Consider the following 12,754-nt stretch of genomic DNA (forward strand, 5'->3'; position numbering starts at 1 on the left):
ATCCATGAGTAAGAAGAAGAAAAGACTTGCAGCGAAGTCTGCGAAAAAACAAATCCGTAAAGAATTAGACATTAAAATTCAGCAGGAATTTGAGCAAGCGATCACCACACTTGGTCATGATCCAAAGGAAGTCAAAAAAGAGTTAAAAAGGGCTTCTGATAAACTATCAAAAAAGCTTGCAAAAAAATTAAACAAAAATCTAAGCCATATCATTACTACCGAAGTAGCTGCTGGGGATAAAGTTGAAACAGTAACAGAAAGCAAAACATAATATAAAAAGGGTCTGTATTTAATTTGCAGACCTTTTCATTATTGTTCTCCTATCATTTCAAAATCATTCTTGGGAATTAAATATTATATTTCGCCATAAAACGGAATGATGGATAAATATGCTTTAATTACTGGTGCGAGTAAGGGAATTGGAAAAGAGATGGCGCTGGAACTCGCCAGGGCTGGTTATCACCTTTTATTAGTAGCCAGATCGGAAGATGAACTCTCCCTTTTTTCTACGCAAATTAAGAATGATCATCAGGTAAAAGTTTCTTATCTGCCTCTAGATCTTTCCTTATCTTCGGCTCCTGTCGAAGTGTTCAAATGGACGCAACAACAAGCTGTGACTCTTTCTATTCTGGTTAATAATGCAGGTTATGGTTTGTTTGGTTCATTTGAGAGTCTTTCTATAACAGATCAATTGAATATGCTCCAGCTCAATATCAATACAGTTGTAGAGTTAACACATCTCTTATTACCGTTGCTCAAGCTCCAAGAACAATCCTTCGTATTAAACATAGCCAGTACAGCAGCCTATCAGGCCGTTCCGCGTTTGGCCGTATATTCGGCAACAAAATCATTTATCTTATCTTTTAGCCGCGCATTACGCTACGAGCTAAAAGATTCTACTGTTTCGGTAAGCTGTCTTTGTCCCGGACCTACCAATACAGGTTTCGCCAGCCGCGCGGGTTTGGATACCTTTGCAGATCTGGCTGATAAATTTAACATGTCACCAAAAATCGTTGCCAAAGCAGGCTTAAAAGGAATGTTTAACAAAAAAGCAGAAATTATACCAGGCTTCATCAACTGGATTTCTGCTTTTGGTGCCAGTCACCTGCCCAAATCACTAATAGAGAAAGTTGCAGCCGGTTTATACAAGGAATAAAATTTATTTTCAAATAAATTTTTTATATCAAATAATTTTATACTTTTGTAAAGTCTACTTTATTAGTAGACTTTATTAAATGAATCAAATCAACCACAACCTCACTGCATGTACCATGCGAATGTCCCTTCTCAAAGGGGCCGGTTGTTGCTGTTGTTGTTAATCTTTATTCTTTCCTGTTTAATATCTTCTAACCTGCCTAACTAACGGCTGGGCATCCTGTCCTTTTCTAAACCCAAACCCTTTTAACCATGAACCACCAATATGTACAATTCACTTTAGGTCATAAAATCACCACTGAACAACAAGATTTCTTCAATGAAAATGGCTTTATTCACTTCAAAAATTTTATAAAAACAGAAACCATTCAGGATGTAATACGAGCATCAGAACAAGTGCAGTCGGAGTGGCTAAAAATCAATAGAGTTAAGGTTAATGGTATTCCGGTAAAGTATGGTAAAGACCTTGATGGATCTGCGATCGTACAGCGTTTTGCCTTCTTAAATCAGCAGCATCCTCTGTTTGCTGAACTGGCGCAAGATCCGAGACTGGAAGTTTTACTAAACCTTATCGCCCCAGGTGCAAGATTGGGAACGGAAGAAAAGGATGGCATGGTACTGAATCACTATGTGAATAGCGAAGAAAGTAAGTTTACTCAAATGGGCTGGCATACTGATGGCTTACGCGATATTTTTCATGGTTTGAAACTAAACCCTATGCTAAATATTGGAATTCATCTGAATACTTTAAACCCTGAGAATGGCGGGCTAAGAATTCTGCCAGGAACACATAAGCAAAGTTTGTATAATCTGCTTTTCAGGAAAAAATATTTTCTGGATAACCATGCAGATGCTAATGAACTGGCCATTACACCGACTGCAGGAGATCTAACTGTACATGATGGTCGTCTGTGGCATCGGGTGGCACAATCATCCGTAACCGGAGAATCAAGCCGGAGAAGAGTTATTTATCTGCCTATTATAGCCGGTAAATATGAACCTAAAACAGAAAACAGTCCAACGGCGTTTTATCAGCGCTTTGCAGGATTGGTAAAATAATTGCTTATGATCATTGCCTTGTTAATTACTTATTTATCCAGATCAGGAAAACTAAATAACTTGCAATTATTTTGTTCTGCCAGATTAACAAGGATAAAACATAAATGGATACTTGTAAAAAAAGTATAAAAAGAGAAACTCGTTCATACAGTTTATATTTGGTTAGAAAAGGGATGTGCGTGGATGCGACATCCCTTTCTTTATTTTTCAACTTTTATTTACCATCAGGACAACGCGTCGTGAAAAATAATTCCGAGGCTGTGCCGTTCTCCGTTGTGCAGCGGGCTTACACCATGTTTCATATTCACCCTGTAATAACCTTTTGTACCTTTAACCGGCCTGAAGTTCGTTGAAAACAACAACATATCACCAAGGTCGGGACGAAGTACATTTGCTTTAGACTGCGCTCTCGGGATTTGTTCGGTCAAAACAAACTCACCACCTGTATAATCCTCAGTACTATTTAAGAACAACACCAATTGTATTGGAAAATAAATCTCCCCATACAAGTCCTGATGTAAAGTGTTAAATCCCCCTACCCCATATTTTAGAATTAAAACAGTGGGTTTTATTTGTCCATGATCCGCACAACGCTTTTTCATCTCCTCGTGTGAGGGTGGAAACTGTTGATCAATGTTCAATTCCTCCATCCAGGCATTGGCAACAGGTGCAATTTTAGCGTATACTGTTTCCCGTATATTGGTAATCAAAGGAGGCAAAGGATACCGAAAATATTTATACTCACCAGCACCAAAACGATAACGCTCCATCGTAATGGTCTTACGGTAAGTATCCACTAAGCTATAGTTTTCTATTAATTGTTTGCACTCCTCTTTAAGAAGCACATTTTTTACCTGTACAAAACCTTTATTGTGCAATTCTCCGGAAATGGTCTTCCAGTCTTTTTCTTCCAGTCGTTCATCTAAACTTTGTATCATCATATTTATCGTTGAAGACACAAAATTAGCGCCGCAGTATCGGCTTAAAAACCCGGATCTTGCGCAATTGGCTGTTTTACTATTTGTTTAACGACACATACAACTCACACTGCGTAAGCCATTTGCCTTTAATTTTTCGCCACATTGCAGAATAATTCCCCCAGTACTTGTCATTTTTATAAACCCATTTGCCCTTCTCCCAGGCCAGATCTCCTGCTTCTCCTACTACAATTTCGTCAGGCAAACGTTCAAACACAGGGCTGCTCTGGGAAAACATATATTTCCAGTCAGCGGCAATAAGAGATTTACCTGTAGTATGACTGCCATCACCAGCTACCTGGACAAAATCAGGCATCCAGTACTTAGAAACACCATCAACATCTCTTTTTGCAATACAGACATTGGAATCTAACCGGTATTGTCTGATCAAATCTTCTTCTTTTTTAAACGTAAACATAGACATCAAATATAAATAACAATTGATACCAAAAATTAAAACATGATATTTATCATCTTTAGAACTGATCTGTTACCACAACATTTACTTATAAAACCTCTTAATTTCGTTCAACGAAAGCGCTCTTCTAAAGAGATAATAAATGAAGATCACATCACTGAACTCAAACCCTTACCGAGACGACGAAGCATTCGACCAGCAATTTTCATTGAGAATACAAAAACTATCAAAAATACACTGGAGTCCACTTAAAATAATCAAAACTGCAGCAACCTTTCTTGCTCCACAATCCGGAAGCAGAGTTATTGACATTGGTAGTGGAGTCGGTAAATTCTGTATCGCCGCCGCACACTACTGTCCTCATGCCGAATTCTATGGAATAGAACAACGCAAAAATCTCTACCAAACTTCCAAGCGGCTGAAAATACTATCCGGATTAAACAACGTCCATTTTACCCATGGTGATTTTACCGAAATCAATCTAAAAGACTATGATGGTATCTATTTTTTCAATTCTTTTGCCGAAAACTTATCCAGTAACGGAAGAATTGACAACAGCATACAATACTCTCCAAGCCTCTACAACTACTATGCAAATTACTTGTATAAGATCCTCGAAGAAAAACCAATAGGGACCCGACTGGTTACCTACCATGTTGATGAAAACGAAATTCCCGCCTCCTATCGGCTTACAGACAGTAGTTTTGATCAAAAACTAAAACTTTTGATTAAACATTAAACAAGTACTTTTTTAAAAAGCATCCCTATAAAGGTATCTTTGCGACATGAGCTTATCAGGAATTTTCCCAATAGAGAAATGGAACTTCAGCACCCAAACGGTAGTTAACGCCCTTACTGAAGCAGAATATCAGTTCCTGATCACCAAACAAGGTGCGCAAAAATACAAGAAAGGTGAAATCCTTTTCAAAGAAGGCATGGTGCCTTCAGGTATCTATTTCATCCACCAGGGTAAAATAAAAAAATACAAAACCGGACCGGCCAGCAGGGAACAAATTATTTACGTAGCCAATAAAAATGAATTGATTGGCTATCATGCTATCCTTGCTGAAGAGCGTTACCCGGATTCTGCTGCAGCTCTGGAGGAAAGCTTAATCACTTTTATCCCAAAAGAAGACTTTCTGGACATACTGCAACAATCCACCACATTTGCGAGACGCCTGCTTAAAGCATTAAGTCACGAATACAGTGTATTGACCAACAACCTTTCCATTTCCAGCCAGGGCACCGCGGCGGAAAGATTGGCACTATCCCTCATCCTGATTAGGGAGAAATCAAAAATAGGAACACCTGCCGGCGAAGAACCCAGCATCAACCTCTCCAGAGCAGACCTGGCGAATATGGCTGGTATTGCTAAAGAAAATGTGATCCGTTTACTCAAAGAATTTAAAAATGAACAGATTATACGGACTGAAGGCCGCAAAATATGGGTCAATGATATTGTTAAACTGGTAAACCGCAGTAACTACAAATAAGGTCGCCGATTACCTAATGGTTTTGTTTTAAAAATATGTTTTATGATCTCTCTGGACCTTCCGCGAAGAGCTTCAGGCCCTGATGTTTGATCACAAAAACATATTTTTCTGGGTGCAGACCGGGTTGGATGCAAAAGAAGATGATTAAAATAATTTATTTCTGCTCTGTACCGGTCACCTCCCTCCTCTGCAATTTGCTACGGAAAATTCTCGTACACTGCGGAAAGGCCTCAGAGATCTGTGGGCTTCTTCAGCCCGCCTGATATCGTTAGTCGTGAAGCAGCTGTACAGAATTTTCCGAACAATTCCCCTATCCAACTTCCTACGCTTAAGATCTTTTTATTTTGGAGGAGAATTAATATTTATGTAGGTTAGTGTACCCAAACAAAAATGTCATACAAAAGCCATAATGATCGAGAACTAACAGATTTACTTAAATCTGATGATAGGCTGGCTTATACTGAAATTTACAATCGCTATCATGCGGCTTTATACATTCATGCTTTTAAAAGACTTCAATCAAGGGAAGAATGCAAAGACATTGTTCACGAATTATTTACAGTCTTGTGGATTAAACGTCAGGAAATTGATTTTAAAACAACGCTATCCGGCTACTTGTATACCTCAGTTCGAAACAAAATTTTCGACCTCCTTGCCAAACAGAAATTAAAAGTTTCCTATACACAATCCATCCAGCAGTTCGCGGAAACGGGATTGGTTACCACAGATCACCTGGTTCGGCAAAACCAGCTTAAAGCGCTCATAGACCAGGAAATAGCAAACCTCCCGGAACGCACCAGACAGATTTTTGAATTAAGCAGAAAGAAATTCCTTAGTCATCAGGAAATTGCGAAGGAGCTAGACCTTTCTGAACAAACTGTAAAAAGCACGGTAAATAATGCTTTAAAAGTACTTCGCATTAAATTTGGGTCCTTGCTGTTTCTATCCCTTTAATTTTTTTTATTTCCTTTACCCCCAAGACCAGTCTGCTTCGTCTTTAATCTTTGAATGCGGAAGGTACGCTCCTTCCCCCGCTAATATGATGCAACAAGAGGAAATAGACCAACTTTTACAAAAATACCATAAGGGCACCTGCACAGCCACGGAAATTGCTTTTTTAGAAAGCTGGTATGGCCAATGGAATAAAGATATCCCAATAGCCCTGACAGCAGAAGAATTGCATGAGGATCTCCTCTCCATTAAAGAGATGACGACAACCCTGCAGCCGGAAATCAAACATAAAAAACTAAAACAAGGTCTTTTAGTAGCAGCTTCGCTGTTCCTGATATTAAGTACCGGCCTCTATTTCTACATACATGTCAAAAACAAATCTGCATATAATTTAGCGCTTCATGATGTTAAACCAGGAAGCAACAAGGCAATTGTAACCTTAGCAAATGGTCAAAAGCTTAACCTGAACAACCTTAAAGGCGGTATTGTAATCGAGGATTCCGAACTTACCTATAATGATGGCACCCCTGTTATACCAGCTCAAAAAGGAACTGAACAATCAGAGCCATTAACAGTATCAACCCCCAAAGGCGGCCAGTACCAAATCACCTTATCAGACGGAACCCGGGTATGGTTAAATGCCGCATCTTCTCTAAAATTCCCCTCTACGTTCTCCCGGCTTAAAGAACGTCTCGTCGAGCTTAGCGGGGAGGCTTATTTCGAAGTTAAATACGATGCTAAACAACCCTTCCGGGTAAAGACACCAACACAAATAGCAGAGGATCTGGGAACAGCCTTTAACATTAACAGTTATTCTGACGAATCCTACACGAAAACAACACTGGTAGAAGGAAGTATGCAGGTCCAGAGCTTAAAAGACAATCAAGTCAGGAAACCTCTTGTGCTAAAACCTAGCCAGCAAGCTTCCATTAATGCTGCAGGCTTGATAAATATAAGTCAGGTCAACACAAATGAAGCCATAGGCTGGAAAAATGAGAATTTCATATTCGACGGAGAAGATCTTAAATCTGCTATGCGTAAGATTTCAAGGTGGTATAATGTTGAGATAGTTTACGAATCAAATGCCAACTCAAACCTCATCCTTGAAGGATTGGTTTCAAGAAAAAGCAACCTCTCGGAAGTATTGAAATGGATAGAAACCGTTGGCAATGTTCATTTCGAAATAAAAGAAAGGAGGGTAATTGTGACAGAATAACTACTTCCCTGGAATGCCAAATCACCAGGAGTGCTGCAAACACCCCCGATAATTATTGGCATCGTTAATAAACAAATCATATTAACCGAAACATGCAGTTGCCTAACAATTAGAGCTGAGAGGCTACTGCGCAACCAAATATAGCAAAATGTATAGATTTTATGCCAGCAAACCGGGTATAACAGGTCGTTATATCCGTAAAATATGGATGATTATGCGCCTAACCACCATCGTGCTCCTATTCACTTTAATGCAGGTCAGTGCCGCTACCTTTGGGCAGCGCATTACACTTAATGAACGTAAAGTATCATTAAAGGGTGCATTAGAAAAGATCCATAATCAAAGTGGATACAACTTCCTATTTGACCGAAAGATACTCAATGGAGTCAAACCCATCACCATTTCCGTAAACAATGAGGAACTGGAAGTCACACTTAAAAAAGTTTTGAACAACCTGCCCTTAACCTATATCATAGATGGAAAAACCATTATGATCAAACCAAAAGAAACTTCAATCCTGGATAAGGCCGTGGACAAACTGATTGACATTTTCTCAGCCCTGGACATCCGTGGCAAAGTAACAGACTTAAAAGGTAATCCAATTCCGGGAGCAACAGTAATCGTCAAAGGCACAAAAAAAGCGACCTCTACAGATTACAATGGAAATTTTAAAATCCAGGCCGATCCAAATGATATCCTGATGATTCAAATGATAGGATTTGTAACCAGGGAAATACCCGTAAAAGATGAAACAGTACTCAATATTGCCCTCACAGATGAGGATAAAGCACTTGATGAGGTTGTCGTTGTTGGCTATGGTAAGCAAAAGAAGGTAACCATTACCGGTGCCGTAAGTACCATTAATATGGCTGATATGCAAACACCTAACCGATCGCTCTCCAATGCATTGGCAGGTAAAGTTGCCGGGGTTATCTCTATGCAGAGAAGCGGGGAACCAGGTTACGACAACGCCTCCTTTACCATTCGGGGTATTGGCACATTCACAGGCAACTCAGAACCGTTGATCATCATTGACGGCGTACAGCGAGACGATGTAAACAGTTCCTTTGGAGGCTCCTATAATAATATTGACCCAGAGGACATACAAAGCATCTCCCTGCTAAAAGACGCATCGGCTACTGCAGTTTATGGCGCCAGAGGGGCCAATGGCGTATTGATCATCACTACAAAAAGAGGCGTTGCCGGCAAGCCGCAGATTTCAGTTAAAACTGAAGTTTCCATGTCAGGTCTCACTAAAATGCCAAAAATGCTCGATGGGGTTTCCTGGATGCGGCTGTACAACGAAGCAACTGTCAATGATGGCAACCAGCCCGTATATTCGGAAGAATTGATCCAAAAGACAGCCAGTGGCCTGGACCCCTATCTGTATCCGAATGTCAATTGGCTCAAAGCTACCTATAAAGACTGGGCACCTGGTTTCAACAGCAACTTAAATGTGAGCGGGGGAGCCAAGACCGTAAGATATTATGTTTCTGCTTCCTTTTATGACCAGGACGGCAGCTATAAAGTAACCAAACAAAACGGCTATAACCCAAATGTTAACTTTAAAAGATATGATTTCAGGACCAATCTTGACATTGACCTGAGCCCCACAACGCTCCTGTCCATGAACCTGGACGCGATGCTGGTGAGCAGCAGGTACCCGGGTCTTTCTGCCAGCAAAATCTGGTATAATGCTTATTTGACCCCACCTATCGCTTTTCCTATACAATATCCCGATGGATCCTGGGCTGGGCCTTATAACAATGTAGGCTCCAATCCGCTCAATGAGATCCAGAACACCGGCTATGCAACAGAATTCAGGCCAACCATACAATCCATTTTCTCCATCAACCAAAAACTGGACCGCGTTACAAATGGTCTAAGCGCCATGGCCAGGTTCTCTTTTGACTCCTATAGTGAAAACGATAACCGAAGATTCGGAAAAAACAGTCTGTATATGGCCAGCGGAAGAGATGCCGATGGAAACCTGGTCCTGAACCAGTCCCGGATCGGAGATCAGTTTTTAGGCTATTCCCAATCTGCACAGGCAGAAAAAACGATGTACCTGGAGACCAATATCAATTATGACCGCAACTTTGGCAATCATCATTTCGGTGGCTTGCTTTTATACAATATGCGTTCAAGGATCGTGAGCTCAGCCGGCGATGTGATTTCTTCTATTCCTTTTAAAAATCAGGGTATGGCAGGCAGGATTACCTATTCCTATGCCGATCGGTACATGGCCGAATTTGATGCCGGTTATACCGGTTCCGAAAACTTCGAGCCTGGCAAAAGATTTGGTTTTTTCCCTTCCTTTTCAGCGGGCTGGGTAATTTCCAAAGAGCCTTTTTTCAGCAAATTATCTTCAGCCGTGAACTTACTCAAAATCAGAGGTTCCCACGGTCTGGTAGGAAACGACCAGATCGGTTCCACTAACGGGCTCAAAAGATTTCCTTATCTCAGCCAGTATGGTCCCGGTAGCTCTATAGGCCTTGGATACAATGGCACCATTTTCAATGGGGTTACGGAAAGTGTGATCGGTGTGGAAAACCTCACCTGGGAAAAATCAACTAAAGATGACATTGGCTTAGAGATTGGTTTGTTCAATAAGTTTAACATCACAGTAGACTACTATAAGGAAAGAAGAAAAAATATCCTCATTTCACGCGGTTCCCTTTCAGGGATCCTGGGTACATCAGGAATTGTATTTGCCAATTTAGGCGAGATGAACAATCATGGTATAGATGCCAACATAGAGTATAATGAAAACATCGGAAAAGTATCCCTCCGTTTATATGGGAATTTCACCTATAACAACAATAAAATTATACAGCAGGATGAACCCAAACAACTCTATGCCTACCAGCAGGCCACAGGACATAAATATGGGGACAATCTGATGTATGTTGCTGAAGGCCTGTTTACCTCACAGGATCAGATCTCCAAAAGCCCGGGTCAGTTTGGTGCGATATTAAGACCGGGGGACATTAAATATAAAGACGTGAACGGTGATGGTGTGGTAGACAGCTTTGACAGGATATTTACTGGTAAATCTGATGTTCCTACCATTTTGTATGGTGCGGGTTTTACTGTAGGTTATAAAGGTATAGATCTTTCCCTTTTTTTCCAGGGCATTTCCGGTGCAACCTTTATGGCTAATGGATCTGCGGTAACTGGCGACGGGGCACAGGGTGCGGGTATCGTTCCTTTTACAGGAATGGGCTTGTATCCTTCAGGAATGCTGGCCAACCTGGAAAACAGGTGGACTACTGAAAACCCAAGCCAGAATGTAGATTATCCGAGGCTGGGCATTGCCAATCAAAACAGCAACAATTACCAGCCAAGTACCTGGTGGTCAAAAGATGCCAGTTTTGTCCGCCTGAAACAGGCCACTTTGGGATATAGATTTTCAGATGCATTTCTAACAAAATCAGGTATTAAGTCTGTATACTTTTATTTGACAGGTCAAAACCTGCTCACCTTCTCCAAATTTAAATTATGGGATCCGGAATTGGGTGCGAATGCCGCAGGATATCCGCCATTAAGAACATTTGCATTGGGACTGAAAGTATCATTTTAATCAAAGCTATGGATCAATTACAAGCATTAAAAATTAAAGAGATGAAAAAATATATATTCATTATCGCAATAGGGTCATGCTTATTGACAGGCATTTTGTTCTCCTGCAAACATCTGGATGAAAAACCGGATAATTTGCTGACCTCGGATATCCTGTGGAGCAACAGAGCTAATGCAGAATCCTATTTATACAATATCTATGGGGCCATACTGGAAATCGACTATCCACACCAGGGTACCAGCGACGAAGCTTCCATATCCATACCGAGCACCAGCGCAAGACGAATGGCCGCCGGAGACTGGAGCCCGGTGAATGCCCATTATGACCACTGGGACAATTATTATAAGGGGATCCGGTCCTCCTTTATTTTTGAGGCCAATGTGGATAGAGTTCCGGAATCACAGTTGAGTTCTGCCTTGAAAACGCAGTATAAAGCAGAATCCAAATTCCTGAGGGGATGGTTTTACTGGCAGCTGATCAAACAATATGGACCGGTTGTAAAACTTACCGGCCCATTGGCGCTGGACGCTGATTTCAATACCTATCCAAGAGCCACATTTGAAGACTGCAAAAACTATATTAATCAATTGATGGATGAAGCAGCTGCGGTTTTACCGGCCAGCTGGTCATCATCCAGCAATTATGGCCGCCCGTCCAAAGGCTCCTGCCTTGCCGTAAAATCACAGCTGACCTTATGGGCAGCCAGCCCCTTATGGAATGGAAACCCGGCCTTCGCTTCACTTAAGAATCAGGACGGAACTGCTTTAGCCCCTGCAAACTATGATGCCAGTAAATGGAAAATCGCCGCAGATGCGGCAAAAGCAGTGATCGACCTTAATGCCTATAAATTGTTCACTAATCTGGATAATGGCGGTACCCAGTTTGACCCTTACCTATCTGTACGCGATTTGTTTTTGACCAACTGGAACAGCGAAATCCTGTTCTCTAGAAATTCATGGAACTATTGGGGTTACGTTAAGGCCTCCTCACCCAACCCCGGCGGTATTAACCTGTATAATGCCACCCAAAACGTTGTTGACGCCTTTTACATGGACAACGGCCGCAGTATTGATGATCCTCTGTCCCAATATAATGAAACAGGATTTGCGGGAACCGATGGAGCACACTACTGGGCCCATAAAAAAGGTCAATGGAACATGTATGCCAATCGTGAACCACGTTTTTATGCTTACGTACAGTATAATGCCCGTCCGGTATTGCCCGCCCCTACTGTCGATGATAAAAACTTTTTCTCTTCAACAGGCAATGTTGATGGTACAGGTCGCGTAGAATTCTACTATACAGGCAAAGCAGGTGCCAAAGCATCGGGGATTACCAATAACATTACAGGTTATGATTTTCTAAAAAATGTAGGGCCTGCCGATAACATCAGACAGGACGCGACCAATTATAGGCCATTTATCCTTATCCGTTATGCTGAAATACTCCTGAATTATGCCGAAGCATTAAATGAATATGACCCCTCCAATGCAGACATTGTAAGAACGTTAAACCTGGTCAGATCAAGGGCAGGGCTCCCAGGCATAGAAACCGTATACCCTTTGGCAGTTGGAAATAAGGAACTAATGAGAAAATACATACTAAAGGAAAGACAGGTGGAGCTTTGCTTTGAAGGCGACAGGTACTTTACGCTTGTCAGGAGGCTGATGCTGGGCGCCACGGAAAACCAAACCATCTATGGTATGAATGTAAATGAAGATGATGGTGGCCAGGGTTTTGCTTTTACCCGGTTTTACAACCGTACCCTTTTTCAAAAAAGAGCCTGGAACAACAAGATGTATCTCTTTCCAATCTCTCAATACCAAATGGATAGAGACAGAGCACTTGTGCAGAATCCAGGTTGGTAAAATCAGGCATCAATATGTATTTAACAAAGCAATC

At 41.2% G+C, this 12,754-nt stretch carries 11 protein-coding genes; 9 read left to right on the forward strand and 2 right to left on the reverse strand.

Annotated elements, in window-relative coordinates:
* From DBR11_RS29505 to DBR11_RS05755, 3 genes are all read left to right on the forward strand, one after another.
* Positions 1-271: hypothetical protein (locus tag DBR11_RS29505; RefSeq protein ID WP_158275218.1), on the forward strand; the 271-nt coding region annotated here is incomplete at its 5' end.
* Between the two features lie 105 nt (positions 272-376).
* Positions 377-1,156, forward strand: coding sequence for an SDR family oxidoreductase (locus DBR11_RS05750; RefSeq protein WP_233260659.1), 780 nt, complete (start codon positions 377-379; stop codon positions 1,154-1,156).
* Positions 1,157-1,407: 251 nt separating this feature from the next.
* A complete protein-coding gene (locus DBR11_RS05755) occupies positions 1,408-2,214 on the forward strand; it encodes a phytanoyl-CoA dioxygenase family protein (protein WP_108550656.1) in 807 nt (268 codons plus the stop codon).
* 224 nt (positions 2,215-2,438) lie between these two features.
* Here DBR11_RS05755 and DBR11_RS05760 read toward each other — a convergent pair whose 3' ends face one another.
* Positions 2,439-3,155 (reverse strand): 2OG-Fe(II) oxygenase, encoded by a 717-nt coding sequence (locus tag DBR11_RS05760; RefSeq protein ID WP_108550657.1) that lies wholly within the window; start codon positions 3,153-3,155, stop codon positions 2,439-2,441.
* A 76-nt stretch (positions 3,156-3,231) separates the two neighbouring features.
* A complete protein-coding gene (locus tag DBR11_RS05765; protein ID WP_158275219.1) occupies positions 3,232-3,609 on the reverse strand; it encodes a DUF4440 domain-containing protein in 378 nt (125 codons plus the stop codon).
* 142 nt (positions 3,610-3,751) lie between these two features.
* Here DBR11_RS05765 and DBR11_RS05770 point away from each other — a divergent pair, with 142 nt between their 5' ends.
* The 6 genes from DBR11_RS05770 to DBR11_RS05795 all read left to right on the forward strand — a co-directional run bounded on the left by DBR11_RS05770 (position 3,752) and on the right by DBR11_RS05795 (position 12,720).
* Entirely contained in the window at positions 3,752-4,348 is a 597-nt protein-coding gene (locus tag DBR11_RS05770) for a class I SAM-dependent methyltransferase (RefSeq protein ID WP_108550659.1), read from the forward strand.
* A gap of 46 nt (positions 4,349-4,394) precedes the next feature.
* Positions 4,395-5,102 carry a Crp/Fnr family transcriptional regulator gene (locus DBR11_RS05775; RefSeq protein WP_108550660.1) on the forward strand — a complete coding sequence of 236 codons (708 nt, stop codon included), beginning with the start codon at positions 4,395-4,397 and terminating at the stop codon, positions 5,100-5,102.
* A 390-nt stretch (positions 5,103-5,492) separates the two neighbouring features.
* Positions 5,493-6,056, forward strand: coding sequence for an RNA polymerase sigma factor (locus tag DBR11_RS05780; RefSeq protein ID WP_108550661.1), 564 nt, complete (start codon positions 5,493-5,495; stop codon positions 6,054-6,056).
* 85 nt (positions 6,057-6,141) lie between these two features.
* On the forward strand, positions 6,142-7,269 hold the full coding sequence (locus tag DBR11_RS05785) for a FecR family protein (RefSeq protein ID WP_108550662.1): 1,128 nt from the start codon (positions 6,142-6,144) through the stop codon (positions 7,267-7,269).
* Between the two features lie 148 nt (positions 7,270-7,417).
* Positions 7,418-10,852 carry a TonB-dependent receptor gene (locus DBR11_RS05790; protein WP_108550663.1) on the forward strand — a complete coding sequence of 1,145 codons (3,435 nt, stop codon included), beginning with the start codon at positions 7,418-7,420 and terminating at the stop codon, positions 10,850-10,852.
* Positions 10,853-10,893: 41 nt separating this feature from the next.
* The gene (locus DBR11_RS05795) at positions 10,894-12,720 is read left to right on the forward strand and encodes a RagB/SusD family nutrient uptake outer membrane protein (protein ID WP_108550682.1); all 1,827 of its coding nucleotides are present in this window, start codon (positions 10,894-10,896) and stop codon (positions 12,718-12,720) included.
* Positions 12,721-12,754 lie beyond the last annotated feature (34 nt).

The organism is Pedobacter sp. HMWF019 (genome assembly GCF_003061025.1).
Taxonomy (GTDB): domain Bacteria; phylum Bacteroidota; class Bacteroidia; order Sphingobacteriales; family Sphingobacteriaceae; genus Pedobacter.